The sequence below is a fragment of the Nocardioides sp. genome, from assembly GCF_041913365.1.
Taxonomy (GTDB): domain Bacteria; phylum Actinomycetota; class Actinomycetes; order Propionibacteriales; family Nocardioidaceae; genus Nocardioides.
Genome location: NZ_JAYSFM010000006.1, coordinates 94,342 through 119,548, shown reverse-complemented (window position 1 = coordinate 119,548; position 25,207 = coordinate 94,342). Strand labels below are relative to the sequence as shown.

Genomic DNA, 25,207 nt, shown 5'->3' with positions numbered 1-25,207 from the left:
CTCGTCAGCGCGGCGACGGCTCCCGCGCGCCGGCCAGCACGAGCACCGACACCGCCGCGAGGCCGGCGAGCAGCGCGAACGTCGCGTCGTACGAGCCGAGCACCGCGGCGAGCACGGCGCCCACCCACGGCGCGAACGCCGACACCACGGTGATCGCGCCGGTGAGGATGCCGTTGCGGTGCCCGATGTCGCCGATGCCCCACCTGTCCACGACGGCCGTGGCCTGGATGAGGGTGAAGATGCCGCGCACGGTGCCCGACAGGAACGTCAGGACGCACACGAGCACGAACGGCGACTGCCACACCGCCAGGGCGCCGGTGGTCACGACCACTCCGACGATCGTCACGACCGCGCGGAAGGTCGGGCCCGTCGCGCTGAGGACAGGGCCGTAGAACAGCCGGCCGACGACCTGCCCGACCCCGCCGACGCCGAGCGCGGTCGCCGCCTGTCCGGTCGTGAGCCCGTTGCCGGTCAGCAGGGGCACGAGGTTGATCACGACGGCATAGACGGCGAACCCGGCCAGTGCCATCGCGACGACCAGGAGCGTGAAGGCCCGGCCGTCGAAGCCCTCGGGGTGCGTGGCCGCGTCGGTCCCGGTCGTCGGGGTCGTCCGCAGCCGGGTCGACGTCCAGGGCAGCCGGAGCGCCCAGGCGTGCAGCGGCACCGTCGCCAGCAGCACGACCGCGAGCGCCAGGTAGGTGCCCCGCCACCCCAGTCCGGAGAGCAGGTACGCCGTCAGCGGCGCGAAGACCGTCGAGGCGAGCCCGGCGACCAGGGTGATGGCGGTCAGCGACCGCACGCGGCGCACGGCGTCGTCCCCGCTCCATCCGGTCACCGCGGCGAACGCCGGCGCGTACAACGTCGCGGACATGGCCGCGCCGGCGAGCACCCAGGCGGCGAAGAACCACGGCAGGGACGGTGCTGCGGCCAGGGCGAGCACCGCGGCGACGGCCAGCGCGGAGCCTGCGGTCATCACGGTCCGCGGGCCGGCGTGGTCGATGCGCCGCCCGACCCGGACACCGCACACGCCGGACGTCACCAGGGCCAGCGTGAACGCCGCGACCAGCCACACCATCGGCCAGCCCTCCTCGGTGCTGATGCTGCTCGCCAGCACGGGGAAGGCGTAGAACAGCACGCCCCACGACACGATCTCGGTCAGGCACAGCACCGCGACCACGCCGGAGAGCCCCGGGACCGCGCGTGCTGCGGTCCCGGGGTCGACGAGGCGGTCCTCGGTCATCCGCAGCAGCTCGAGCTGCTGTCCTCCTGCGCGACGGGCACGGCGGTGGCCGGGGCGCCGATCGTCACCAGCTGGGGCGTCGTGGCCGCGGGGGCGCCGCAGCAGCCGCCGGCACCCGCGAGGGCCACGGCGTCGGGGTCGTCGAACGCCCCGGCACCGTTGCAGACCCCGGTCTCGGGCAGGACGAGCTCGACCCGGTCGGCTGCTTCGAGGTCGCCGTCCAGCGCCGCCACCACCGAGCGGACCTGCTCGTAGCCGGTCATCGCCAGGAAGGACGGCGCACGGCCGTAGGACTTCATCCCGACCAGGAAGAGGCCCTGCTCGGGCTGCGCCAGCTCGCGGTGGCCGTGCGGGGCGACGTCGCCGCAGCTGTGGTGGTCCGGGTGGATCTGGTCGGCCAGGATGCGGGCGGAGCCGAGGGCGGGGTCGAGGTCGAGTCGGACCTCCGACAGGAACGTGAAGTCGGGGCGGAAGCCGGTCACGACGATGACCTCGTCGACGTCGACGACCTCCTGGCCGTCAACCGAGGCGATGGTCAGGCGGCCGTCGTCCTGCCCGGCGACCGACACCGTGCGGAACTGGGTGACGCTGGTGACGATGCCGCTCGAGGCAGCCGCCCGGGCGTCCTGGCCGAGCTTGCCGCGCTGCTCGAGCTGGTCATTGTCGCCCCCGCCGAAGGCGTCCCCGACCGACGGACGACGGAGCAGCCAGGACACACGCGTGCCGGCCTCGGTCCGGGCGAGCCGGGCGAGGCCGATGAGCACGCCCTGCGCCGAGGCGCCCTTCCCGGCGACGGCCACGTGCTTGCCGGCGTAGCGAGCCGCCACGGCCGGGTCGCGGAAGTCGGGGATGCCGTAGGTGATCCGCGCCGCGTGCTCGGTCTCGCCGAGCGCGGGGTAGCCGTCGGCGCCGAGCGGGTTGGGGTGCGTCCACGTGCCGGAGGCGTCCACGACCGCCCCGGCGAGCAGCCGCTCCGGTCCGTCCGGCCCGTCGACGTGGAGGGCGAACGGCGCGCCGTCACGCCCCGAGTCGACCATCAGGTCACGACCGGCGCGGCCCACGCCCACCACCCGGGTGCCGTAGCGCACGGAGCCGCCGGGGGTCGCCGCCAGGAGGTCGGCCAGGGGCTGGAGGTACGCCGCGCGCCACTCGCCGCCGGTCGGGTAGACGCTGTCGTCGGGGGCCGTCCACGACCCGGACTCCTCGAGCAGGCGACGTGCCGCCGGGTCGACGAGCTCCGACCAGGACGAGAACAGCCGGACGTGGGACCACTCGCCCACGGCGGCACCCGCGTCCGCGCCGGCCTCGAGGACGACGAAGTCCAGGCCGCGCTCGGCGGCGTACGCCGCGGCGGCGAGGCCGATCGGGCCGGCGCCGATGATGGCGACGGGGAGGGTGGCGGGGAGGGTGGCGGTGGTGGTGCTGGGCGACGTGGTCACGGCGGTGCTCCTGCGAACATTGACGGGGATCGATGTAGTGGGACAGTATCGACCCGAATCGATGAAAGCAAGGGTTTCATCGACGAACTTCGATGTAAGGTGGACCCGTGACCACGACGACCCACGCCGAAGCTGCCCAGACGCTCGAGCGAGACCCGGTCGAGGTCGCGCCGGGAGCCGGGTGCGACGACCCCTCCTGCGAGCCGACCGGGAACGACTCCTCCCTGGTGCTGGGGCGCGACGAGGCCGAGACGTTCGCGAGCTGGTTCGCGACGCTCTCCGACCCGACGCGGGTGCGCCTGCTCCACGCGGTGTCGACCGCGCCCGCCGGGCACATCCGCATCGGCGACCTGGCGCTGGAGCTCGGCATCGGCCAGCCCACGGTCACCCACCACGTGCAGAAGCTCGCCGAGGTGGGCTTCGTGTCGGTGGACCGCGTCGGCACCAGCAAGCACGTCTCGGTCAACCCGGCCTGCTGCTCCGGGCTCCCGCACGCCGCCGACGTCGTCATGGGCACCCTCGCCGCCCGGCCGTGCTGCCCCGAGGACCTGCCGGCCGACGTCACCACCCGCGCGATGACCGACGCCGACCTCCCCGTGGTGCGCGACATCTACGCCGAGGGCATCGCCACCCGCAACGCCACCTTCGAGACCGAGGTCCCCGACCTCCCCGCGCTGTCGACCAAGTGGCTGCCCGGCCACCGGTGGGTCGCGGAGGCCGAGCTCGACGGCACCACCCGGGTCGTGGGGTGGACGGCGATCTCGCCCGTCTCCGAGCGCGCCTGCTACGCCGGCGTCGGTGAGAGCTCGGTCTACGTCACCGAGGCCGCCCGCGGCCGCGGCGTCGGCAAGGCGCTGCTCTGGCGCCAGGTCAACGAGGCCGACGCCGGTGGTCTGTGGACGCTGCAGACCGCGATCTTCCCGGAGAACCGCGCCTCCATCGCGCTGCACCACTCCGCCGGCTACGCCACCCTCGCGGTCCGCTCCCGCATCGCCCAGCTCGACGGCGTCTGGCGCGACACCGTGCTCCTCGAGCGCCGCCGGGCCGACTGACGCAGGAGTGCTGCGGCGCGTCGATCAGGCGAGGACGGACGGAGGCAGCTCGAGGTCCGGGACCAGCTCGACCAGCAGCGCACGGACCCGCCCGTCGATGTCGGCGATGATGCCTCTCACGGTCTCCTCGTCCTGGCCGCCCGGGTCGGCGACCGGCCAGTCGACGTAGCGCACGCCGGGGACGTACGGGCACTCCTCCCCGCAGCCGAGGGTGATCGCCATGACGGACGCCGCGATGGTCTCGCGGGTCAGCTTCGTCGGGGTCTCGGCGGACGTGTCGAGGCCGAGCTTCTCCAGCGCCTCAGCGACCTCGGGGTGGATGTGCTCGCCCGGCTGTGTGCCGGCCGAGAGAGCGACCACGCGGCCACCGGCGTAGTGCTCGGCGAGGACTCGGGAGATGACGGAGCGGCCGCCGTTGCGGATGCAGGCGAAGACGACCTGCGGTGCGTCGGTGGGGGTCGTTGTGCTCATCGAGGGCTCCTGGTGCCTGCTGGTGCGGGGGACGAGGTGGTGTGCGGGACGACGACGTCGTCGGCGGTGCCGGCGACGTCGGGGAACAGGTAGCGGACCAGGAGGATGCCGACGAGTCCGCCGACGACCTGGGCGCCGACGAAGCCCGGCACCGAGGCCGGGTCGATGCCGGCGAAGGAGTCGGAGAAGACCCGGCCGATCGTGACGGCGGGGTTGGCGAAGGACGTGCTCGAGGTGAACCAGTAGGCCGCGCCGATGTAGGCGCCGACGGCCGGCGCGGCCACCGCGCCGCGCCCCGTGCGGGCGAGGGCGAAGACGAGTGCGACCAGTCCCGCGGTGGCGACGACCTCGGCGACGAGCAGGTGCGAGCCGGTGCGGTCCTTCACCGACAGCTCGGTGATGCTGAGGTCGAACATGGTGTTGGCCAGCACCGCGCCGGCGACGGCACCGACGGTCTGCGCCAATGCGTACGCACCCACCTCCGCGGCCGTGAGCCCGGTGCCGGCGCGACGACCGAGCAGCCAGTCGGCCGCGGACACGACCGGGTTGAAGTGGGCGCCCGAGACCGGGCCGAACAGCAGGATGAGGACGGTCAGGCCGAGGACCGTCGCCGTCGAGTTCTGCAGCAGCTGGAGTCCCACGTCGTCCGGCGAGAGCCGCTGGGCCGCGATGCCCGAGCCGACGACGACGGCGACCAGGAGCGCGGTGCCGAGCAGCTCGGCGACCAGGCGGCGGTGGAGGGGCGGGTTCACGGTGTCTCCCCGGAGGCGGCATGGAGGCGCTGGGCCAGGTCGGCGACGCGGACGGCGATCTCGTCGTGTGCGGCGTCGAAGGCGGCTTTCGTCCCTGTCGCGACCGGGTCGGGCACCGACCAGTGGCTCACGCCCGCCAGGCGGACGGTTGTCGGGGACGCCTCTCCGACGACACGGAGCTCCTCGTGCGCGGCGTCGCACACCGTCACGACGTAGTCGCCGTCGCGCAGCACGCCCTCGAGGGACTGGGGGCGGTCCCGGACCAGGGTCAGTCCGTGTCGGTGGGCCGCCGACACGGCGCCGGGGGCGATCGCCGTGCCCGGGTGGGTGCCACCGGACGCCACGGGAATCGGGCTGGCCTCCTGCCACAGCGCGGCGGCGAGCTGCGACCGCGCCGAGTTCGCGGTGCACACGAACACCACCCGCTCCACCCCGCCGACCTCACCGCTCTGTGACCTGGCACTGGGCAGCAGTCCGGCCAGCCGGTCGCGGTGCAGCCGCAGGTAGGTCCGCCGCTTGTCGGCGTGCGAGCGGTGGCGCGACACGATGCCTGCCTCCTCCAGCACCTTGAGGTGGTGGGCGAGCAGGTTCGACGAGAGCCCGACCTGGGCACGCAGCTCGCCGGGGGACGCGTCGCCCTCGCCGAGCAGGTCGACGAGCCGCAGGCGCGCCGGGTCGGCCAGCGCGGCCAGACCCTGCACTCGTGCCTCGAAATCCACCCTCGTCCCTTTCGCTCAACTGCGATTGAGTCAATCATCACTGACTGAGTTGCGAGCGCGCAAGTGGGCTGAGGGCGGGCTCACACGGTGCCCGATTCACGGGAACACCACCCGCACCACTAGCGTTGACCCCACAGACGCCCGGCCGGTCTTGCCCCGGGCGCAGGTCGTCGCCACGTGCGACACCTCCCTCACTCTGAGGCACGTACGCCGCTCCCACCTGATGGCAGGGCGGCTCACGGTGGCGAGACGCCAACCGAAAGCAACGCACATGACCTTCGCCGACCTCGGCGTTCCGTCCTCGCTCGCCCAGATCCTGGAGCAGCAGGGCATCACCACTCCCACTCCCATCCAGGCCGCAACGCTGCCCGACAGCCTCGCCGGCCGTGACGTCCTGGGCCGCGGCCGCACCGGCTCGGGCAAGACGTACGGCTTCCTGCTCCCGCTGGTCGCCCGTCTCGACGCGAGCAAGCTGCCCGCGATGCCGCGCAAGCCGCGCGCCCTGATCCTCGCCCCGACCCGCGAGCTCGTCGGCCAGATCCACGCCTCGCTCGCGCCGCTCGCCAAGGCCGCCGGCCTGTCGACCGTCGTGGTCTTCGGCGGTGTCGGCCAGGGCCCGCAGGTGACCGCGCTCAAGAAGGGCGTCGACATCGTCATCGCCTGCCCCGGCCGGCTCGAGGACCTGATGGGCCAGGGCCACGCCGACCTCTCCGCCATCGAGATCACCGTGCTCGACGAGGCCGACCACATGGCCGACCTCGGCTTCCTGCCGGGCGTCCGTCGGATCATGGACAAGACGCCGCAGCCGGGCCAGCGCCTGCTGTTCTCGGCCACCCTCGACAAGGCGATCGACGTCCTGGTGAAGCGGTTCCTCACCAACCCGGTGACGCACGAGGCCGACTCGGCGCAGTCGCCCGTCGCGACGATGCACCACCACGTGCTGCACCTCTCCCGCGAGCAGCGGGTGCCGGTGCTGGTCGACCTGACCAGCGCGCCGGGCCGCACGGTCGTCTTCACCCGCACCAAGTACGGCGCCAAGGCGCTGGCCCGCCAGCTCAACAAGTCCGGCGTGCCGAGCGTCGAGCTGCACGGCAACCTGTCGCAGAACGCCCGCACCCGCAACCTCGACGCGTTCCACTCGGGCACGGCCACCACGCTGGTCGCGACCGACATCGCCGCGCGCGGCATCCACGTCGACGACGTGTCGCTGGTCGTGCACGCCGACCCGCCGGTCGAGCACAAGGCCTACCTGCACCGCTCGGGCCGTACGGCACGCGCCGGCAACGAGGGCACCGTCATCACCCTGATGACCGACGAGCAGGTGCGCGACGTGCGCGACCTGACCCGCCAGGCCGGCATCAAGCCGGTCACCACCAAGGTGAACGGCCCCGACCACCCGGTGCTCGTGCAGCTGGCCCCGGGCGAGCGGTCGCTCGTCCCCGGCGGTCTCGTGGTCGAGACGCCGACCGGTGCCGGCGCCCAGGGCTCGCGTGCCGGCGGCGGCGGGCGCAACCGCTCGCGTCGCCGCGGCAACGGCGGCGGCCAGTCCGCCGGCCAGGGCGGCGGCCGTCGCTCCGGCGGTGCCGGTGGCCAGGGCGGCAAGCCGCGCACCGGCCAGTCCGCCGGCCAGTCCGCCGGTCAGTCCGGCAAGGGCGGCCAGTCGCAGGGCGGTGACCAGCGCCGTCGTCGCAGCGGTGGCCAGTCCGGCGGCCAGTCGCGCAGCGGCGGCCACAGCGCGGCTGGCTTCTCCGGCCGCCGCTGACCTCCTGACGCACCTCGCTCGCCCGTGAGTCTCTCGGAGACTCACGGGCGAGTCTGTGTCCTGGGTCAGCCTCCCAAGGTGGCGGCTGAACGGCGTTACCTAGGCTGGGCGCCATGCGCACCTGGATCCGCCGATCGTTGTGGGACGTCGTCCCCCGCGACCAGCGCGACACCGACGCGGCCTTCCGGCGCCGGCAGGTCGTGGCCGCGGTGGTGGTGCTCGTCGGTGCCGGCGTCCTCGGCTGGTCGCTGCGGCTGGAGCCGGGCGGCACGACGTTCTACGTCGCCGCCGTCGTCCTCGCGGGCGTGTGGGCCGCCGGCGCGTTCCTGTCGGGCCGGCTGCACCTCGGTCGCATCGCCGGCGAGGGCGAGCTGTTCGTCCGACCGATCCTGGCGCCGATCCTGCTGGGCCTGCTGATGGTCGGCGTCTTCGTGCTGGGTGCGCTGGTGGTGCGCGAGATCGACCCGCTGGCGACGTACGTCTCCTCCGTCCTGGAGTACGCCGACGAGGGTTCGCTGACGGCCCTGGCGGTCATCACGTTCTTCAACGGCATCGCCGAGGAGCTCTTCTTCCGGGGCGCGATGTACGCCGCGATCCCGCGGCACCCGGTGCTGTGGACGACCGTGGCCTACGTCATCGCGACGCTCGCCACCGGCAACGTGATGCTGGCCTTCGCCGCCGTCCTGCTCGGCGCGGTGTGCGGCCTCGAGCGGCGGGCGAGCGGCGGGATCCTGGCGCCGATCCTGACGCACATCACGTGGTCGCTGTCGATGCTGTTCCTGCTACCCCTGCTCTTCGCCTGAGCCGTCGCGCTCGGCCAGCGCCCGGCGTACGGACTCGCGGTAGGTCAGCGGCTCGCCCGGCACGACGTCGCGGATCGAGGTGTCCCTGACCACCACCTCGGTCGACATCGAGTCGATGAGGTTGCGCCCCGTCGTGACGTCGACGTCGGTGACCAGCGCCAGCCAGTACGACGACAGCCGCGGCGTCAGCAGCGGGACCACCACGATCGGCAGCGGGCGGCTGCCGGCGACCTCGTTGGCGACGACGAGCATCTCCTTGTAGGTCAGCTGCTCGGTGCCGCCGATCTCGAAGGTGCGGCCGACGGCGTCGGGGTGATCGACCACGCCGGCGAGGTAGCGCACCACGTCGTCGATCGCGATCGGCTGGGTGCGCGTGCCGACCCACTTCGGCACGACCATGGCGGGCAGGTTCTTCACCAGCTGCCGGGTGATCTCCCAGGAGATGCCGCCGTGCCCGACCACGATCGCCGCGCGCAGCACGGTGACCGGGACGCCGTCGGCGGCCAGCAGCCTCTCCACCTCGCGACGCGAGCGCAGGTGTGCGGAGAGGTCCTGGTCCTCGTCGCCCAGACCGCCCATGTAGACGATCTGCCTGACCCCGGCGCCGGCCGCGGCGGCGCTGAAGTTCCGCGCGGCCTCGGCGTCCTTGCGCTCGAAGTCGGGGTCGTCGAGGGAGTGGACGAGGTAGACCGCGACGTCGACGCCGTCGAGCACCGGGGCCAGCGAGTCGGCGTCCATCACGTCGGCGCCGACCGGCTCGCCCGGCCCGTCGTAGGTGTCGGGGTGGCGGGTCATCGCCCGCACGTCGTGCCCGGCGTCGAGCAGGGCGGGGACGAGGCGACGACCGATGAAGCCGGTCGCGCCGGTCACGAGAACAGTCGCCATGCCCCCATGCTGTCAGCCCGGGCGAACGGGGTGCCTCATCCCTGCGTGCCTGTGCGTCCGCGGCGCGCGTCGAGGCGGGCCATGGCCGGCGTGGCGGTGACGCCGTGCAGCAGCACCGAGATGATCACGGTGAACGCGACGGTCGACCACAGCCACGGCTCGTCCGGGAGGTGCTCGTGGGAGGCGGCGTACGCCAGGTAGAACAGCGAGCCGACGCCACGGACGCCGAAGAACGCGACGGCAGCCATCTCGCCGCGGTCGAGCCCGCCGTCCTCCTGCTCGTCGCGCGCGAGCACGGCGACCGCGAGCCACCCGGCGACGGGCCGCACGACCAGCACGAGGGCCGCGGCCACGACGATGCCCCGCCAGTCGAGGTGGGCCAGCAGGCCCTGCGTCATCGCCATGCCGAGGACCAGCAGCACGAGGAGCGTCATCAGTCGCTCCAGGCGCTCGACCACCGCGTGCATCGCGCGCTGGTAGGAGTGCCCGTGGTGGGACGCGCGCAGGGTCATCGCGCAGGTGAAGACGGCGAGGAAGCCGTAGCCGCCGACGAGCTCCGCGGCGCCGTACGCCGCCAGCAGCGCCGCGAGGGCCAGCAGCGGCTCGCCCACGTCGGCCAGCCGGAGGTTGTCGCTCTTGGCGCGGAAGGCCTGGCGGCCGAGCAGCCACCCGAGGACGAGACCGACCGCCACGCCGACGGCGACCTTCCCGAGGACGTACCAGCCGAGCCAGGCGACGCCGTCGACCAGGGTGAAGCCGCCCGCCATCACCAGGAGCGCGAGGTGGACGAAGGGGAAGGCGAGGCCGTCGTTGAGCCCCGCCTCCGCGGTCAGGGCGAACCGGATGTCGTCGTCCTCGTCGTGCCCCTCCTCGTCCTCGGGGTCGTCGATGTCGTCGGTGAGCGGCTCGCCGACCTGCACGTCGGAGGCCAGCACGGGGTCGGTGGGCGCCAGCACGGCGCCGAGCAGCAGCGCCACCGACGGCGCGAGGCCGGCCACCCACCAGCCGAGCAGCGCCACGCCGGCGATGGTGAGCGGCATGGTCACCAGCAGCAGCCGCCAGACGGGCGACCAGGTGCGCCAGGACCGCCACGAGGTGAGCTCGAGCATGCGGTCGATGGCGAGCCCGACGCCCATGAGGGCGACGAGGACGGTGAACTCGGTGACGTGGGTGATCAGCGCGTGGTGGTCCTGCGGCTCGAGGTTCGCGCTGTCCGCCTGGGGGAGCAGGCCGAACAGCATCCCGAGCGCGACGAGCACCATCGGCGGTGACAGCGCGATGCGGCGCGTCACCTGGGGCAGGACCGTCGCGACGAGCAGCGACAGGCCCAGCAGGAAGTAGACCGCGGCTGCGGTCATCAGGTCCGCGGGTGGCTGCTCGGGCGGGTCACCCCCTCAGCCTCCCAACTCCCGCCGAGTGGGCGAACACCCCGATGGGCGGTCAGCGCACCCGCTTGCCGTCGTACGACGCCTGGCTCTCGTCGATCGCCTGCTCGTAGGCGGTGACCAGGCCGGCGATGGTGAGCGGCTTGAGGCGGTGGATGAACTCGCGCAGCTGCTCGGCGGTGTAGCCGTGCTCGCGGAACTGCGGCCACACCATGGTGCGCACGATCTCCGACAGCTCCTCGGCGACCTGCCGGCCGTGCTCGGCGTACACCTCGGCGACGGCCTCGGCCGCCTCGGGCGAGATGCCCATCCCCGACAGCCCGCCCGGCACGTCGACGTCGCGGTCACCGGTGACCGGGGCGAGCAGCGAGAGGTGGCGGGCGATGTCGGACGGGGTGGCGCTGTCGGGGATCTGGTCGACGTACTTCTCGATAGCGGCGAGGGTGAAGCCGTGGCCCTGGAGCTCACGGACCAGCTCGAGGCGGGCGACGTGGTCGGGGCCGTAGTAGCCCGAGCGGCCGCGGCGGATGGGGGAGGGGACCAGGCCGCGGGAGGCGTAGAAGCGCACGTTGCGCGCACTCACCCCGGTGCGCTCCGTGAGCTCGTCCAGCGTCAGCAGCTCGGTCTCCACGCACCCATCCTCTCGTCGTCGGTCCGCGGGACCGACGTGACGCCGACCACACCTGTTGGACTGTGACAGTAATGGTGTCACAATCGCCCACATGGCAGAAGCATTCGTCTACGACCACATCCGCACACCTCGCGGCCGCGGCAAGGCCGTCGGTTCGCTGCACGAGGTGAAGCCGGTGGACCTGGTCGTCGGACTCCTCGACGAGCTCAAGACCCGCAACCCCACTCTTGACCCCGCCCGCGTCGACGACGTGGTGCTCGGTGTCGTGACCCCCATCGGCGACCAGGGCGGCGACATCGCCAAGACCGCCGCGCTCAAGGCCGGCTACCCCGAGACCGTCGCCGGCGTGCAGCTCAACCGCTTCTGCGCCTCCGGGCTCGAGGCCGTCAACCAGGCCGCGCAGCGTGTGCGGTCGGGCTTCGAGGACCTGATCGTCGCCGGTGGTGTCGAGTCGATGAGCCGCGTGCCGATGGGCAGCGACGGCGGCGCCTGGGCGATGGACCCGGCCACCGCGCTGCAGACCGGCTTCGTGCCGCAGGGCATCGGCGCCGACCTGATCGCCACGATCGAGGGCTGGAAGCGCGAGGACGTCGACGCGTACGCCGCCGAGTCCCACCACCGCGCCGCGAAGGCGTGGGCCAACGGATACTTCGACGACGCCGTCATCCCGGTGCGCGACCTGAGCGGGGTCACCGTGCTCGACCGGGACGAGACCGTCCGGCCCGACACCTCCGTCGAGGGCCTCGCCGGCCTGAAGCCGTCCTTCGCCCAGATCGGCCGCGACGCCGGCTTCGACGACGTGGCCCTGGAGAAGTACCACTGGGTCCCGGCGATCGACCACGTCCACCACGCCGGCAACTCCTCGGGCATCGTCGACGGCGCGGCCCTGATGGCGATCGGCACCGAGGAGGTCGGTACGTCGCTCGGGCTGACCCCGCGGGCCCGGATCATCTCGACCGCCGTCTCGGGCGCCGACCCGACGATCATGCTCACCGGGCCGGCCCCGGCCGCCCGCAAGGCGCTCGCCCGCGCCGGCCTCGAGGTCGACGACATCGACCTGTGGGAGATCAACGAGGCCTTCGCCGCCGTGGCGATGCGCTTCATGCGCGACATGGGCATCAGCTACGACGTCACCAACGTCAACGGCGGCGCCATCGCCATGGGCCACCCGCTCGGCGCCACCGGCGCGATGATCCTCGGCACCCTCGTCGACGAGCTCGCCCGCCGCGACCAGAAGCGCGGCCTCGCCACGCTCTGCGTCGGCGGTGGGATGGGCATCGCGACGATCGTGGAGCTCGTCTGAGGTTCCCTCCGGTCCGGGGTGGCGGCAGATCGCACCTCACGAGCCACGTGGCCCGCAATGTGCCGCCACCTCCGCCGGCCCGCCGCCCGTGGTGGCGGCAGAACGCAGCTGACACCCCGACTTCCGTGCAATGTGCCGCCACCCCGAGCGGCGCGAAGGAGAGCACCAGCATGAGCACCACCGACACCCAGACCGCCGTCCGCTACGACCAGGACGCCGACGGCATCGTCACCCTCACGCTCGACGACCCGAACGCGAGCGCCAACACCATGAACGAGCTGTACGTCTCGTCCATGGAGGCCGCCGTGCAGCGGCTGCACGACGAGCAGGACGGCGTCACCGGCGTCGTCATCGCCAGCGCCAAGAAGACCTTCTTCGCCGGCGGCGACCTCAAGAGCATGGTCACCGCGACACCGGACGACGCGCCGGTGCTCTTCGCCACGGCGGAGGCGATCAAGGCGAGCCTGCGCCGGCTCGAGACGTTCCCGCGTCCGGTCGTCGCCGCCATCAACGGCGCCGCCCTCGGCGGTGGCCTGGAGATCGCGCTGGCCGCCAACCACCGGATCGCGGTCGACGACCGCTCGGTGAAGATCGGGTTGCCCGAGGCGACGCTCGGCCTCCTGCCCGGCGGCGGCGGGGTCACCCGCGTCGTACGCATGCTGGGGCTGCAGTCAGCTCTGATGGACGTGCTCATGCCGGGCACGCAGTTCGACCCGCAGGGCGCACTGGCCAAGGGCCTCGTCGACGAGCTCGTGCCGACCCGCGAGGAGCTCCTGCCCGCCGCCAAGGCGTGGATCCTGGCCCACCGCGACGACGAGGAAGCGGCGCGGAACCCGTGGGACCGCGCCGGCTACAAGATGCCCGGCGGCACCCCGAAGACCCCGGCGCTCGCGCAGTTCCTGCCGGCGTTCCCCGCCCTGCTGCGCAAGCAGACCAAGGGGGCGGTCTACCCGGCGCCGCGCGCAATCATGAGCGCCGCGGTCGAGGGCGCTCAGGTCGACTTCGACACCGCCTCGCGCATCGAGACCCGCTACTTCACGAACCTGGTCGTCAACCAGCAGGCCAAGAACATGATCCAGGCCTTCTTCTTCGACCTCCAGGCGATCAACTCCGGATCGCTGCGCCCGCAGGGCATCGAGCGCTGGCAGGCCACCAAGGTCGCCGTCCTCGGCGCCGGGATGATGGGCGCCGGCATCGCCTACTCGTGCGCTCGCGCCGGGATGCAGGTCGTGCTCAAGGACGTCTCGCTCGAGGCGGCGGAGCGCGGCAAGGCGTACACCGAGAAGCTCAACGCCAAGGGCGTGGAGCGCGGCAAGATCACGCAGGACAAGGCCGACGAGCTGCTCGGCCGGATCACGCCCACCGCGGACGCGTCGGACCTGGCCGGGTGCGACCTCGTCATCGAGGCCGTCTTCGAGGACCCGTCGCTGAAGGCGAAGGTGTTCGCCGAGGTGGCGCCGTTCATCAACGACGACGCGCTGCTGTGCTCCAACACCTCGACGCTCCCGATCACCGAGCTCGCCGAGGGCGTCGACCGCCCGAAGGACTTCATCGGCCTGCACTTCTTCAGCCCCGTCGACAAGATGCCGCTGGTCGAGATCATCCGAGGCGCCGAGACGTCCGACGTCGCGCTGGCCAAGGCGTACGACGTCGTGCAGCAGATCCGCAAGACGCCGATCGTGGTCAACGACTCGCGCGGCTTCTACACCTCCCGCGTCATCGGCACCCAGATCAACGAGGGCCTCGCGATGCTCGCCGAGGGCGTGCACCCGGTCTCCCTGGAGCGGGCGGCCACGTCCGCCGGCTTCCCCGTCGGGCCGCTGCAGATCAGTGACGAGCTCAACATGGAGCTGATGGCCAAGATCCGCAAGGCCACCGAGGACGCCGCCGCCCGCGACGGCATCGACCTCGGCGACTACCCGGCCGGCGCGGTCATCTCGACGATGATCGGGATCGGTCGCCCGTCGCGGCTCAAGGGCGCCGGCTTCTACGACTACGACGAGAACGGACGGCGTACGACGCTGTGGCCCGGGCTCGCCGAGACGTTCCCCGTCGCCGAGCAGCAGCTCCCGATCCGCGACGTCCGTGACCGGATGCTGTTCATCGAGGCGCTCGAGACCGCGAAGTGCTTCGAGGAGGGCGTGATCACCTCGGCCGCGGCGGCCAACATCGGCTCGATCATGGGCATCGGCTTCCCGGCGCTCACCGGCGGTGCTGCGCAGTTCATGACCGGCTGGCAGGCCCTCGACGAGACCGGCAAGGGCGTGGGCCCGATCGGCCTCGAGGCCTTCCTGGCCCGCGCCGACGAGCTGGCCGACGCCTACGGCGAGCGCTTCCGCCCCACGGCGTACCTCCGCGACCTCGCGGCGAAGGGCGAGTCCTTCCCCGCCTGACCGGGCGCTTCCTCCCCGTCCTGCGTGCCGACCGGGCACTTCCTCCCCGTGAGTGGGGAGGAAGTGCCCGCTCGATTCTCCTGTGCGGATGCGCCGACTCGGGGACGATGGTGCGGTGAACCACAGCCCCGCCGTCGTCGTGCGCGACCTCCACGTCCGCTTCGGCGACGTCGAGGCGGTCTCCGGCGTCGACCTGACCGCCGCGAGCGGGCAGGCGACCGCGCTGCTCGGGCGCAACGGCGCGGGCAAGTCGACGACCATGAAGGTGCTGGCCGGGGTCGTCCCGCCGACCGCGGGTGAGGTGACCGTCGCCGGTCACGACGCCGCGACCGACGCGCTCCGGGTGAAGCGGGTCGTGGGCTACTGCCCGGACGTCGGCGGCCTGGTGCCGCGGGCCACGCCCTGGGAGCACCTGCAGCTCAGCGCCCACCTGCGCCGGATGGATGACTGGGAGGAGCGCGGTCGCGACCTGCTCGAGCGGTTCGAGCTCGGCGACGTCGCGCACCGCGTGGTCGGCGGGTTCAGCCACGGCATGAGCCGCCGGCTCAGCGTCGTGCTGGCTGCGCTCCACGAGCCAGCGGTGCTGCTGCTCGACGAGCCCTTCGACGGCGTCGACCCGCTCGGCGTCGAGGCCACCCTCGAGGTCGTCGCCGACGCGCGGGCCCGTGGCGCCTGCGTGCTGCTCTCCACCCACCTGCGCGAGCTGGCCCTCGAGGCCTGCGGCACGGCTGTCGTGCTCCGCGGCGGCAACCGCGTCGCCGCGATGCAGGCCGCCGAGCTCACCGGCGAGGCCTACCGTGACCTCCTCGACTGACTGGGTCGAGGCCGCACGCGACACCGGCCAGCTGGTGCGCTTCCGCGCCCGGACCGTACGCCGTCCCGCTGCCGCGGTGACCGGAGCCGTCGTGGTCCTCCTTCTGACCCTCGGCTTCGCCGTCACGCCCGCCTTCCTCGACCTCGAGTCGGTCCGCAGCGAGACCGTGCAGAAGGCGGTCACCGCCCTGCAGGCCAACCTCGGCGCGACGTTCGTCGGCTTCCTGCTGCTCTCGGTCAGCTCGGCGATGAGCAGCGGCGGCGGTCGCGAGCTGCTGTCGCGCAGCGAGGCGGCGATCCACCCGATCAGCCCGGTCACCGAGCACCTCGGCGCGCTCCTGCTCGCGCCGGTCAACCTGGCGTGGCTTGTCCAGATGTGGGGCCTCCTCGCCGTCTCCGCGCTCGTGGCCGCGCCCGAGCACCTGCTCGGCGCGCAGCTGGTCGTGCTGGCCTGGGTCGTCGCCGCGTCGGCTGCCGGGCAGGCGATCGGCTGGACGGTCGAGGGCGTACGCCGCACCGCGCACGGCGTCGTCGCGGTGCGGGTGGCGAGCGGGCTCGTCCTGCTCGGGCTGGCCGGGCTGCACCTGGCCGGCGCGCTCGGGTCGCTGGTCCGGGCGCTGCCCACGACGTGGCTCGCCGAGGCGGCCCCGACCTCGCGCTGGCCGCTCGCCGTCCTCGTGCTGCTGGTCCTCGCCGCGGCCGCGGTCGTCGTCGGCGCACGCCCGGCGACCTGGGCGCTCGGACTGCCGCCCCGCGAGGAGCTGCGCGTGCAGTCCGGCGTGCACGAGGCGCGGCACGTCCCCGAGCCGCGCTGGGGCACGACCGAGCGAGCGCTGCTGCGGCGGCTCGACCGGGGCTCGGTGTGGCGCTCCGTCGGGATGCGTCGCGGCCTGCTGGTCCTCGGCTTCGGTCCGGGCCTGATCGCGCTGGTCGCCGGGCTCCAGTGGAGCTCGGTCATGCTGCTGCCCGGACTGACCGCGAGCGGCGCCGCGCTGCTCTTCGGGGTCAACGCCTGGTGCCTCGACGGCAAGGGGATGGTCTGGCGGGAGACCCTGCCGGTGTCGGCACGCGACGTGTTCGACGTACGGGCGCTGGTGGTGGCCGAGTGCATGGCGATGGTGTCGGGGGTGACGGTCGTCCTCGCCCTGCTGCGCAACGGCCTGCCGCCCCTCGTGACCGGTGTCGCCGTCGTCTCCTGCTGGCTCGTCGTGCTCGTCCAGGTGCTCGCGATCGTGATGACGTGGTCGGTGCGCTCGCCGTACTCCGTCGACCTCTCCTCGCCACGCGCGACCCCCGCGCCGCACGGTGCCATGGCCGGGTACGCCGGCAAGCTGTCGCTGGTCACGACCCTCACGGCGATGCTCTTCACCGCCCTCGCCGCGCTGCCCTGGGCCTGCCTTCCGGCCGCCTTCGCGGTGCCGTTCCTGGCTTGGTCGACCCGCCGTCTCCTCCGCGCCCGCCGGCGCTGGCTCGACCCCGCCGACCGGGCCCGGGTCGTCCTCACCGTCGCCGCCGTCTGACGTCTTTCAGCCTTCGAAGTCCCGGGGTAGTTAGGGACGTTTCGGTAGGTCATCAGGGCGTGCGGCCTACCACAACGTCCCTAACTACCCCCCGCTCGGGAGACGAAGAAGGCGGCGGCACGACTGCATACGTGGTATACATACCCGGTATCCATCGCTCACGGGGGGCGACGGACGGGACCACGGAGGCGCGGATGTCGATCCGACAGGCGATGCTGGCGATCCTGGAGCAGGGGCCGATGTACGGCTACCAGCTGCGGGCGGAGTTCGAGCAGCGGACCGGCGAGACGTGGCCGCTCAACATCGGGCAGGTCTACACCACCCTCACGCGACTCGAGCGTGACGGACTGGTCGAGGTCGTCGAGCTCGGGGGAGCCGACGACCACCAGTCCGGATCGGAGCGGCACGTCAGCTACCGCGCCACCGAGGCCGGGCGGGGCGAGGTGTCGGAGTGGTTCGCCACCCCGGTGCCTCGCTCCCAACCCCCACGCGACGAGCTCGCCATCAAGCTCGCGATCGCGGTGACGCTGCCCGGCGTCGACGTCGGCACGATCATCCAGCGCCAGCGCAGCGCGACCATCGCCGCGCTCCAGGACTACACCCGCCTCAAGCGCACCGGCCGCGCCGCGGCGCCGGAGGCGCCCGAGGACCTCGCGTGGAGCCTGGTCCTCGACTCCCTCGTCTTCGACGCCGAGGCCGAGGTGCGCTGGCTCGACCACTGCGAGGCCCGCCTGCGCCGCGCGGCGCTGGACCGCGAGGACGTACGCCGTGACGCGCCCGCCGCGGCGACCACCGAGGAGGTCACCCGGTGAACGCCGTCCTCCACCTCGCCGCCGTCACCCGGGTCCACGGCGAGGGTGCCACCGAGGTGCACGCCCTCCGCGGCGTCACCTTCCGCGCCCACCCGGGCGAGCTGGTCGCGGTGATGGGCCCGTCGGGCTCCGGCAAGTCGACCCTGCTCACCCTGGCCGGCGGCCTCGACGCCCCGACCGCCGGCTCGGTCTGGATCGAGGGCACCGACCTGGCCTCGCTCGACCACGCGGGTCGCGCGCGCATGCGGCGTACGTCGGTGGGCTACGTCTTCCAGGACTTCAACCTGATCCCCGCGCTGACCGCCGCCGAGAATGTCGCCCTGCCCCGCGAGCTCGACGGCGAGAAGTCGCGGATCGCCCGCCGCCTCGCGCTGACCGCGCTGGAGGAGGTCGGCATCGTCGACCTCGCCGACCGGTTCCCCGACGAGATGTCGGGCGGTCAGCAGCAGCGCGTGGCGATCGCCCGCGCGATCGTCGGCGAGCGCCGCCTGATCCTCGCCGACGAGCCGACCGGCGCCCTCGACACCGATACCGGCGAGGAGATCCTGCGGCTGTTGCGCGCCCGTTGCGACGCCGGCGCGGCCGGCGTGATGGTCACCCACGAGGCCCGCCACGCCGCCTGGGCGGACCGGGTGGTGTTCCTGCGCGACGGCGTCATCGTCGACGAGACCGGGGCCGACGAGCCCGAGGAGCTGCTGGTCGAGGAGGCCGGCCGGTGAGCGGTTGGCGCCCGGCGCTGCTGATCGCCTGGCGCGACGCGCTGCGCCACAAGGGTCGCAGCATCCTCGTCCTCGTGATGATCAGCCTGCCGGTGCTCGCCGTCAGTGCCGCCGCGGTGATCATCAAGACCTCCGAGGTCAGCGGCATCGAGGGCGCCGACCGCACCCTCGGTGCTGCCGACGCGCGGGTCCGGACCGAGGGCCGGGGTCGGGTCGTGCAGTCGGCCGATCCGATGCGCGGCCAGTGGATGCAGCTCGGCGACTTCGACTACGACGACCCGCTCGACGAGGCTGACGTGCTCGGCGTCCTGGGCGACGACGCCCGGCTGGTGCCGATCGCCACCGGCTGGCAGCGCGCGCGGTTGGGGAGCAAGGTCATCAGCTTCACCACGACCGGCGTCGACCTCTCCGACCCGGTTGCCGAGGGCCTCTTCGAGGTCGAGTCGGGGCATCTCCCCGAGGGCACCGGCGAGGTCGTCGTCAACGACGCCATGCTCGACAAGGGCTTCGCCGTCGGCGACGAGCTGGACGTCGACGGCTCCACGCTGACGATCGTCGGCGTCGGCCGTGACGCGACCGCCCGCGACTACCCCGTCATGCTCGGTTCGGTCGCCGACCTGCCCGGCGACTCGACCAACGTCCACGAGTGGCTCGTCGACGCCGGACCTGTGTCGTGGTCGACGGTCCAGCAGCTCAACGAGATCGGTGGTCTCGTGACCTCGCGCGCCGTCCTCGCGGACCCGCCCGACCTGGCCTCGATGGCCGAGCAGATGGGCTACGACACCGGCACCGACGAGATGGTCGCCGTCGTCGTGCTCATCGTCGTGATGGCCCTGATCGAGGTCGTCCTGCTGGCCGGACCGGCCTTCGCGGTCGGTGCCCGCCGCCATGCCCGCACGCTGGCCCTCATCGCCGCCTCGGGAGGTACGCCGCGGCAGTCGCGGCGGGTGATCCTGGGCAGCGGGCTCGTCCTCGGGATCGTCGCCTCGGCTGTCGGGCTGGTGCTCGGGATCGTCGTGGGCTGGGCGCTGCTGCCGCTGGTGCAGCGCTTCAACGGCGACTGGTTCGGCCCCTTCGAGCTGCCGTGGCGCTACCTCGCCGCCATCGTCGCGTTCGGCCTCGTCTCCGCGCTGCTCGCCTCCGTCGTGCCGGCGTTCCTCGCCAGCCGCCAGGACGTCGTCGCCGTGCTGGCAGGACGTCGCGGCGACCGGCGCCCGCGCGCGTCGACCCCGGTGGTCGGCGTGGCGCTCCTCGGTGCCGGCATCGCCGCCTCGACCTACGGGGCGTTCACCTCCGACAGCGGCAACGGCGCCTACTGGATCGCCGCCGCGGCCATCGTGTCCGTGCTCGGCATGATCCTCGTCGTCCCCGTGGTCGTCTCGGCCGTCGCGAGGGCGTCGGGCCGGCTGCCCCTCACGGCGAGGTACGCCGCCCGCGACGCCGCGCGCCACCGCACCCGCACCGTCCCCGCCGTCGCCGCGGTCGCGGCGACCGTCGCCGGTGTGGTCGCCCTCGGCATCGCCAACGCCAGCGACGAGCTCGAGAACGAGAGGACCTACACCCCGCAGGCGCCGATGGGCGGCGGTTACGTCAGCTGGGCGCCGGACGTGCTGCCGGGCGAGGACGCACCCGACACGGTCGGCACGTGGACGCGCATCCAGGAGGCAGTGGAGGCGGCGGCGCCCGAGGTCGAGGTCGGCGTGGTGCGCGGCCCCAACGACACCTACTCGCCCAGCGGCTACACGAGCACGTGGGTCGAGGTGCCCGGTGCCGAGGACGAGTGCTGCCTCAACGTCTACGGGCCGGTGATGGCCTTCGCCGACAGTGCTGCGGAGCTCGGCATCGAGGGCGAGCCGGCGGGCGCGATCGACGAGGCCCTCGCGGCGGGCCGCGCGGTCGCACTCACGACGAGCACCGACACGGTCTCCGACGTCGTCGTCAAGCAGGAGACCTGGGGTGTCAGTGACTCCGAGCCGGAGTCGAGGCGCCGCGACACCGTCTCGGCGACCCTGCTGGCGTGGGACGACGACTGGGGGCCGGCGCCGGCCTTCTCGATCCTGCCGACGTCGGTCGTCGACGAGCTCGGGCTCGAGGTCGCGACCGCGAGGCTGAGCCTGGACGGGGACATGTCCGCGGCCACGGAGACCCGCATCAGGGAGGCCGTGCAGGGAGCGGCTGACGGGTCCGACCTCTACGTCGAGCGTGGCTACCAACGTCCTCCGGAGGCCGTGATCGTCCTGCTGGTGCTCGGCGCCCTCGGCGGTGTGCTGATGCTCGGCGGCACCCTGACCGCGACCTTCCTCGCGCTCTCCGACGCCCGTCCCGACCTGGCCACGCTCGCGGCCGTCGGCGCCGCGCCCCGCACCCGGCGGCGCGTCGCGGCGGCGTACGCCCTCGTCCTGGGCTTCGTCGGTGCGGTGCTCGGCGCCGCGGTCGGCTTCATCCCGGGCATCGCGATCTCGCGGCCGCTCACTTCGTTCAGCGAGACCGGCCCCTACCTCGACGTCCCGTGGCTGCTGATCGCCGTGATCGTGCTCGCGCTGCCGCTGCTCACCGCCGCGGTCGTCGGCCTGACCGCCCGCTCGCGGCTGCCGCTGGTCGCCCGACTCGACTGAGCCCCGCGGTCAGCGGCTCAGCTCCACGTCCGCGGAGACCGCCTCGGCGTCGAGCGCGTCGGTGAGCAGCGCCTCGAGATCGGCCAGCGCGGAGCCGGCGTCGCGCCGCATCAGCCGATCGGGCTTGATCGGACCGTTGCCGACCGGCTTCGTCGGGGACGACGTCGGGACGGTCCCCGTCGGCGTCGGCTCGGTCGGCGTCGGCTCGGTCGGGGTCGGCTCGGGTGTCGGCGGCTCGGTGACCGACGCGCGGACGACGGCGGCCTGCTCGTCGAACCACGCCCGCAGCCCGGCCAGGTCGGCCTCGCCCATCGGCTCGGCGTCGTCGGCGACGAGCACGACCTGGAAGGCCAGCGCGGACGTACGACACGTGTCGCACGCCGCGGTCACCGACAGCGCGCGGTTGTTGGGCACCGCCGTCGGCCGGCCGCGCAGCACCACGACCTGCACCGACAGTGCGGTGCCGGTGCACCCGGTGCACTCCTGCGCCCAGGCGTTGGCCACGTTGTCGAGGTGCGCCCGGCGCGGCCGGCCGGCGTAGATGACCTGGAGCGTGGTGCTCTCGCCGGCGCATCCGTCGCAGGTGGCCGAGGTGAGCGCCGCGGTGTCGGCGGAGACGTCGGAGCCGCGGACCCAGCCGCGGGCGTCGTAGGCGCGGTCGACGACGGTCGGCATCGCACCCGACGGGTGCGCACTGGCCAGCAGGTCGATGGTGCTGGTCCGGCTGCGCTCGGGATGGGCGGCCGGCGAGGAACCGCCGTACGTCGCCACGAGGACGAGCGCGGCCGCGACGGCCGGGAGCACGACGGCGCGGCGGTTCACGGTCGTGCCTCCATCCGGGCGAAGTTGTCGGCGACCGCGGCGGCGATGTCGACCAGGCTGTCCCGGGTCTTGCGGTGCAGGGAAGACATGTCGGTCAGGGCTCCTTGCTCGAGGGCTCCGTCCCACGGGACGGTGACCACGCGTTGGCAACGTTTCTCGAAGTGACGTCGCATCCTCTCGGGAGGTGCGGCGCCGTGGCGCTGCGCATTGACGACGACGACCGCCCGCGAGACGAGGTCGCCGAAACCGTGCTCGTCCATCCAGTCCAGGGTCAGTGCCCCGGCCCGGCCGCCGTCGAGGCCGGCGCGGACGACGAGGACGACCTGGTCGGCCTCGCTGAGGAGGCCCTGGTTGGCGCTGTCGAGGATCCCGGTGCCCGTGTCGAGCAGGATCAGGTTGTAGAAGTGGTCCAGCAGGCCGACGAGACGGTGGTAGTCGTCGCGGTCGAGCGCCATCTGGATGCGCGGGTCGTCGTCGGAGGCCAGGACCTCCAGGCGCGACTCGATCGCCTGGGACGTGTAGCCCCGCAGCGCGGCATAGCTGGTGATGTCGTCGAGGTCGCGCAGCACGTGGGTGATGTTCATGTCGTGCGGTGGCGCGACCCGGTGGGCGAGGTTGCCGGCGTCGGGGTTGGCGTCCACGGCGATCACGCGGTCCCCGCGCAGCATCGCGAAGGTGCTGCCCAGCGCGAGGGTGATCGTGGTCTTGCCGACGCCGCCCTTGCGGCTGAGCACCACCACGCGTCGGGACCCCTCGATGGGCGTGCGCAGTCGTCGCTCGAGCTCCTGGCGGCGCTGCTCGGTGGGGCTGGGGCCGGGATTCACCACGTGCCCGCTGCCCTGGTAGACCGCGCGGCGCCAGCCCTGGCGCGGCGGCGGGACGCGCGGGGCGTACATGATCGCGTCGGTGAAGTCGGCCGCCGAGAGCACCGTGGGCTCCGGGGCGGGTGGTTCGTCGAAGGTGTCCATGCGTCCCTCCTCGGTGCGCAGCCGCGCGGCGACCCGGAGCTCCAGGTGGCGCCGTACGACGGTGGACAGGGTCGTGGTCAGGCGCCACAGCAGCACCGCGATGCCGACCAGCGGCACGAGCAGCAGGGTGATCGAGACGACCGCCAGCGCCATGGCCGGCCAGTCCCGGCGTTGCCAGGCCAGGTCGAAGACCAGCTGCTGGAGGCGGATCCCGTCGCGACCGCGGTCCACGAACTGGGGCAGCGCCCACAGGAACCAGAGGACGGCGCCGGTCAGCAGCGGCACCACCAGCACGACCCAGGTGGTCACGAAGCGGCGCGCCCTCGGGCGGAGCTCGGCGACCCTCGGGTCGACCGGGTGCCCGGGACGCAGGCTGCGGAGCACCGGACCCACCCGGGAGAAGAGGTCCGGGACCCCCGCGAGGTCGGAGAGGATGAAGTAGCCGTCGAAGCGCACCACCGGGATCAGCTGCTGCAGCATCTGCAGCTGCAGGGCCAGCGCGGTCAGCAGCAGCAGCCCGCTGTCGGTCGCCAGGTGGGCGGCGACCAGCACGAGCACGGTCAGCACGTTGAAGTAGAGCCCACCCAGGTCGGTGCGGACCCGGCCGCCACGACCGAGCCGGTAGGAGTCGGTGACGTCGGTGTAGAAGGCGGGGAAGACGATGTAGACGCCCATCCCGATCTCGCCCGGCTCCGCGCCGCCGTAGCGGCAGGCGGCCGCGTGCCCCATCTCGTGCACGACCGCCGAGGCGACGAGGAGGGCGTAGATCAGCAGCGCGGTCGTGGGGGTGGCGAACACCTCCGAGACCGCCTGCCAGAAGCCGCCTCCGGTCACCAGCAGGACGTCCGCGGTGACCAGGGCGACGAGCGCGGCCAGCACGACCGGCGGCCAGAACAGCGGTGCCAGCAGCGCCGCGAGCACGCGCGTACGTCGTGCCGGGACGAGGGTCGCCTTGAGCGTGAGGGCCAGCAGCGGCCGCGCCTTCGCCGGACGCTGCGGCTCCTCGGCCTCGTCGGCGACGACCAGCCCGAGCGGCTCGAGCCGGGTCGAGATCAGGTGCTCGACGCCCTCGACGGTGAGCGTCCGGCCGTACGCCGCACTCACCGCGTCGGCGAGCTCGGCGGAGGCCCGCGGTGGCTCGGCGTGGACGACGACCAGGTGGAGGAGCTCGGAGAGCTGGACCACCTGGTCGTCGATCCTGCGGACCAGGTAGGCCGGGTCGCGCAGACCCGACCCCTGGACCGGCCCCAGGAACTGCAGGCCCAGTGCCCGTCGCCATCGCGGCCTCGAGGCTCCCGATGAGACGTCCGTGTCGGTGGCGTGCTGAGTAGCAGTCTGGGTGTTGTTCATCGCTCTGGTGTGCTCTGGAGGTCGAAGCTGAGGACGGCGGCTGCGCCAGAGCAACACAGCCGCCGCCTGATCGGGATCACGGCATGTTCACCGAGGCGAGGTACTGCATCGCCAGGGCGTTGGCCTGTGAGTTGATCGTTGCGGCGTTGACGGCGATGGCGAGGTTGACGCCAACGACAGGGCTGACGTTGACGCAGCCGATGAAGCACATCGTCTGACGACGGGGGAGCGGCACTGCCACTTCGGCGTCGAGATCGGCCACGTTCACAAGAGGTCGTCGGGACATTCCGGTTCACCCCCTTCCCTGGATGTCGCCGGCCCGTTCGGGTCCGGTCGGTGCGCGTGGCCCCCCGCGGTGGGGCCACGCCGGGTTGATCAGCCCTGGCCGACGACGATCGTCTGGACAGCGGCGCTGTTGGCACTGGCGAGGATCGACGCGGCGTTGAGTGCCAGCGACGAGTTGCTCGCGTAGACGGCGGCCCAGTTGTTGTTGCCGAAGCCGAACGTGAGCGTCTCCCGGACCGGGAGCAGCTCGGTGAGCTCGGAGTCGAGCTCGGCGATGGAAAGTACGTTGCGCATGGTGATTCACCTCCCCCCTTCTGCGTCTGCGTGCCGGAGAGTGGACGCGCACCGCCGTGACTTCTGCGTGACTGGCACGTGACGAGGGCCGTCGGAGCGATCCGCGGTCTAGACAGAGACGCGAATTTTGGGGATGTTGCGTCGCGCCCTTCTCACCCGCACGGGTGGGGAGGA

At 72.9% G+C, this 25,207-nt stretch carries 22 protein-coding genes; 10 read left to right on the top strand and 12 right to left on the bottom strand.

Annotation, left to right across the window (positions count from 1 at the left end; translation table 11 throughout):
• Positions 1–4: 4 nt before the first annotated feature.
• Positions 5–1,240, bottom strand: coding sequence for an MFS transporter (locus ACE3QY_RS15330; RefSeq protein ID WP_374456901.1), 1,236 nt, complete (start codon positions 1,238–1,240; stop codon positions 5–7).
• The gene (locus ACE3QY_RS15325; RefSeq protein ID WP_374456900.1) at positions 1,237–2,679 is read right to left on the bottom strand and encodes an NAD(P)-binding protein; all 1,443 of its coding nucleotides are present in this window, start codon (positions 2,677–2,679) and stop codon (positions 1,237–1,239) included. The genes ACE3QY_RS15330 and ACE3QY_RS15325 overlap by 4 nt, the downstream gene beginning before the upstream one ends.
• A gap of 107 nt (positions 2,680–2,786) precedes the next feature.
• Between ACE3QY_RS15325 and ACE3QY_RS15320 the strand changes: the two genes are divergently transcribed.
• Positions 2,787–3,731 carry a helix-turn-helix domain-containing GNAT family N-acetyltransferase gene (locus ACE3QY_RS15320; RefSeq protein ID WP_374456899.1) on the top strand — a complete coding sequence of 315 codons (945 nt, stop codon included), beginning with the start codon at positions 2,787–2,789 and terminating at the stop codon, positions 3,729–3,731.
• Between the two features lie 24 nt (positions 3,732–3,755).
• On the opposite strand, the gene ACE3QY_RS15315 is transcribed toward ACE3QY_RS15320, so the two are convergent.
• The 3 genes from ACE3QY_RS15315 to ACE3QY_RS15305 are packed head-to-tail and all read right to left on the bottom strand — an operon-like array spanning position 3,756 to position 5,673.
• A complete protein-coding gene (locus ACE3QY_RS15315) occupies positions 3,756–4,202 on the bottom strand; it encodes a low molecular weight phosphatase family protein (protein WP_374456898.1) in 447 nt (148 codons plus the stop codon).
• Positions 4,199–4,954: an aquaporin gene (locus ACE3QY_RS15310; protein ID WP_374456897.1), complete on the bottom strand. Its 756-nt coding sequence runs from the start codon at positions 4,952–4,954 to the stop codon at positions 4,199–4,201. Before ACE3QY_RS15310 ends, ACE3QY_RS15315 begins: the two co-directional genes overlap by 4 nt.
• Positions 4,951–5,673, bottom strand: coding sequence for a helix-turn-helix domain-containing protein (locus tag ACE3QY_RS15305; protein ID WP_374456896.1), 723 nt, complete (start codon positions 5,671–5,673; stop codon positions 4,951–4,953). The genes ACE3QY_RS15310 and ACE3QY_RS15305 overlap by 4 nt, the downstream gene beginning before the upstream one ends.
• Before the next feature lie 271 nt (positions 5,674–5,944).
• On the opposite strand from ACE3QY_RS15305, the gene ACE3QY_RS15300 reads away from it, so the two are divergent.
• Both ACE3QY_RS15300 and ACE3QY_RS15295 read left to right on the top strand, forming a co-directional pair.
• Positions 5,945–7,435 (top strand): DEAD/DEAH box helicase, encoded by a 1,491-nt coding sequence (locus ACE3QY_RS15300; protein ID WP_374456895.1) that lies wholly within the window; start codon positions 5,945–5,947, stop codon positions 7,433–7,435.
• Between the two features lie 113 nt (positions 7,436–7,548).
• The gene (locus ACE3QY_RS15295) at positions 7,549–8,238 is read left to right on the top strand and encodes a lysostaphin resistance A-like protein (protein WP_374456894.1); all 690 of its coding nucleotides are present in this window, start codon (positions 7,549–7,551) and stop codon (positions 8,236–8,238) included.
• Here ACE3QY_RS15295 and ACE3QY_RS15290 read toward each other — a convergent pair.
• From ACE3QY_RS15290 to ACE3QY_RS15280, 3 genes are all read right to left on the bottom strand, one after another.
• A complete protein-coding gene (locus ACE3QY_RS15290) occupies positions 8,218–9,123 on the bottom strand; it encodes an NAD(P)H-binding protein (RefSeq protein ID WP_374456893.1) in 906 nt (301 codons plus the stop codon). The genes ACE3QY_RS15295 and ACE3QY_RS15290 overlap by 21 nt on opposite strands.
• Before the next feature lie 35 nt (positions 9,124–9,158).
• The gene (locus ACE3QY_RS15285; RefSeq protein ID WP_374456892.1) at positions 9,159–10,481 is read right to left on the bottom strand and encodes a cation:proton antiporter; all 1,323 of its coding nucleotides are present in this window, start codon (positions 10,479–10,481) and stop codon (positions 9,159–9,161) included.
• Positions 10,482–10,563: 82 nt separating this feature from the next.
• Positions 10,564–11,139 (bottom strand): helix-turn-helix domain-containing protein, encoded by a 576-nt coding sequence (locus ACE3QY_RS15280; protein ID WP_374456891.1) that lies wholly within the window; start codon positions 11,137–11,139, stop codon positions 10,564–10,566.
• A gap of 91 nt (positions 11,140–11,230) precedes the next feature.
• On the opposite strand from ACE3QY_RS15280, the gene ACE3QY_RS15275 reads away from it, so the two are divergent.
• The 7 genes from ACE3QY_RS15275 to ACE3QY_RS15245 all read left to right on the top strand — a co-directional run bounded on the left by ACE3QY_RS15275 (position 11,231) and on the right by ACE3QY_RS15245 (position 21,314).
• Entirely contained in the window at positions 11,231–12,442 is a 1,212-nt protein-coding gene (locus tag ACE3QY_RS15275; RefSeq protein ID WP_374456890.1) for an acetyl-CoA C-acetyltransferase, read from the top strand.
• 170 nt (positions 12,443–12,612) lie between these two features.
• On the top strand, positions 12,613–14,835 hold the full coding sequence (locus ACE3QY_RS15270; RefSeq protein ID WP_374456889.1) for a 3-hydroxyacyl-CoA dehydrogenase NAD-binding domain-containing protein: 2,223 nt from the start codon (positions 12,613–12,615) through the stop codon (positions 14,833–14,835).
• Positions 14,836–14,950: 115 nt separating this feature from the next.
• Positions 14,951–15,649 (top strand): ABC transporter ATP-binding protein, encoded by a 699-nt coding sequence (locus tag ACE3QY_RS15265; RefSeq protein WP_374456888.1) that lies wholly within the window; start codon positions 14,951–14,953, stop codon positions 15,647–15,649.
• Positions 15,633–17,168 carry a hypothetical protein gene (locus ACE3QY_RS15260; protein WP_374456887.1) on the top strand — a complete coding sequence of 512 codons (1,536 nt, stop codon included), beginning with the start codon at positions 15,633–15,635 and terminating at the stop codon, positions 17,166–17,168. The genes ACE3QY_RS15265 and ACE3QY_RS15260 overlap by 17 nt, the downstream gene beginning before the upstream one ends.
• A gap of 194 nt (positions 17,169–17,362) precedes the next feature.
• A complete protein-coding gene (locus ACE3QY_RS15255; RefSeq protein WP_374456886.1) occupies positions 17,363–17,980 on the top strand; it encodes a PadR family transcriptional regulator in 618 nt (205 codons plus the stop codon).
• The gene (locus ACE3QY_RS15250; protein WP_374456885.1) at positions 17,977–18,699 is read left to right on the top strand and encodes an ABC transporter ATP-binding protein; all 723 of its coding nucleotides are present in this window, start codon (positions 17,977–17,979) and stop codon (positions 18,697–18,699) included. Before ACE3QY_RS15255 ends, ACE3QY_RS15250 begins: the two co-directional genes overlap by 4 nt.
• Complete coding sequence (locus ACE3QY_RS15245; protein WP_374456884.1) at positions 18,696–21,314, top strand: FtsX-like permease family protein; 2,619 nt, start codon at positions 18,696–18,698, stop codon at positions 21,312–21,314. The genes ACE3QY_RS15250 and ACE3QY_RS15245 overlap by 4 nt, the downstream gene beginning before the upstream one ends.
• Before the next feature lie 9 nt (positions 21,315–21,323).
• On the opposite strand, the gene ACE3QY_RS15240 is transcribed toward ACE3QY_RS15245, so the two are convergent.
• From ACE3QY_RS15240 to ACE3QY_RS15225, 4 genes are all read right to left on the bottom strand, one after another.
• Entirely contained in the window at positions 21,324–22,136 is an 813-nt protein-coding gene (locus tag ACE3QY_RS15240) for a hypothetical protein (protein WP_374456883.1), read from the bottom strand.
• Complete coding sequence (locus tag ACE3QY_RS15235) at positions 22,133–24,454, bottom strand: MinD/ParA family protein (protein WP_374456882.1); 2,322 nt, start codon at positions 24,452–24,454, stop codon at positions 22,133–22,135. Before ACE3QY_RS15235 ends, ACE3QY_RS15240 begins: the two co-directional genes overlap by 4 nt.
• A gap of 76 nt (positions 24,455–24,530) precedes the next feature.
• Positions 24,531–24,716: a hypothetical protein gene (locus ACE3QY_RS15230; RefSeq protein WP_374456881.1), complete on the bottom strand. Its 186-nt coding sequence runs from the start codon at positions 24,714–24,716 to the stop codon at positions 24,531–24,533.
• A gap of 113 nt (positions 24,717–24,829) precedes the next feature.
• Positions 24,830–25,033 carry a hypothetical protein gene (locus tag ACE3QY_RS15225; protein WP_374456880.1) on the bottom strand — a complete coding sequence of 68 codons (204 nt, stop codon included), beginning with the start codon at positions 25,031–25,033 and terminating at the stop codon, positions 24,830–24,832.
• Positions 25,034–25,207 lie beyond the last annotated feature (174 nt).

What these genes read in the sequence shown, in the direction of transcription:
- ACE3QY_RS15330 (WP_374456901.1), bottom strand. Translation starts at nt 1,240, where the DNA reads ATGACCGAGGACCGCCTCGTCGACCCCGGGACCGCAGCACGCGCGGTC.
- ACE3QY_RS15315 (WP_374456898.1), bottom strand. Translation starts at nt 4,202, where the DNA reads ATGAGCACAACGACCCCCACCGACGCACCGCAGGTCGTCTTCGCCTGC.
- ACE3QY_RS15300 (WP_374456895.1), top strand. Translation starts at nt 5,945, where the DNA reads ATGACCTTCGCCGACCTCGGCGTTCCGTCCTCGCTCGCCCAGATCCTG.
- ACE3QY_RS15295 (WP_374456894.1), top strand. Translation starts at nt 7,549, where the DNA reads ATGCGCACCTGGATCCGCCGATCGTTGTGGGACGTCGTCCCCCGCGAC.
- ACE3QY_RS15290 (WP_374456893.1), bottom strand. Translation starts at nt 9,123, where the DNA reads ATGGCGACTGTTCTCGTGACCGGCGCGACCGGCTTCATCGGTCGTCGC.
- ACE3QY_RS15285 (WP_374456892.1), bottom strand. Translation starts at nt 10,481, where the DNA reads ATGACCGCAGCCGCGGTCTACTTCCTGCTGGGCCTGTCGCTGCTCGTC.
- ACE3QY_RS15275 (WP_374456890.1), top strand. Translation starts at nt 11,231, where the DNA reads ATGGCAGAAGCATTCGTCTACGACCACATCCGCACACCTCGCGGCCGC.
- ACE3QY_RS15270 (WP_374456889.1), top strand. Translation starts at nt 12,613, where the DNA reads ATGAGCACCACCGACACCCAGACCGCCGTCCGCTACGACCAGGACGCC.
- ACE3QY_RS15255 (WP_374456886.1), top strand. Translation starts at nt 17,363, where the DNA reads ATGTCGATCCGACAGGCGATGCTGGCGATCCTGGAGCAGGGGCCGATG.
- ACE3QY_RS15235 (WP_374456882.1), bottom strand. Translation starts at nt 24,454, where the DNA reads ATGAACAACACCCAGACTGCTACTCAGCACGCCACCGACACGGACGTC.
- ACE3QY_RS15225 (WP_374456880.1), bottom strand. Translation starts at nt 25,033, where the DNA reads ATGCGCAACGTACTTTCCATCGCCGAGCTCGACTCCGAGCTCACCGAG.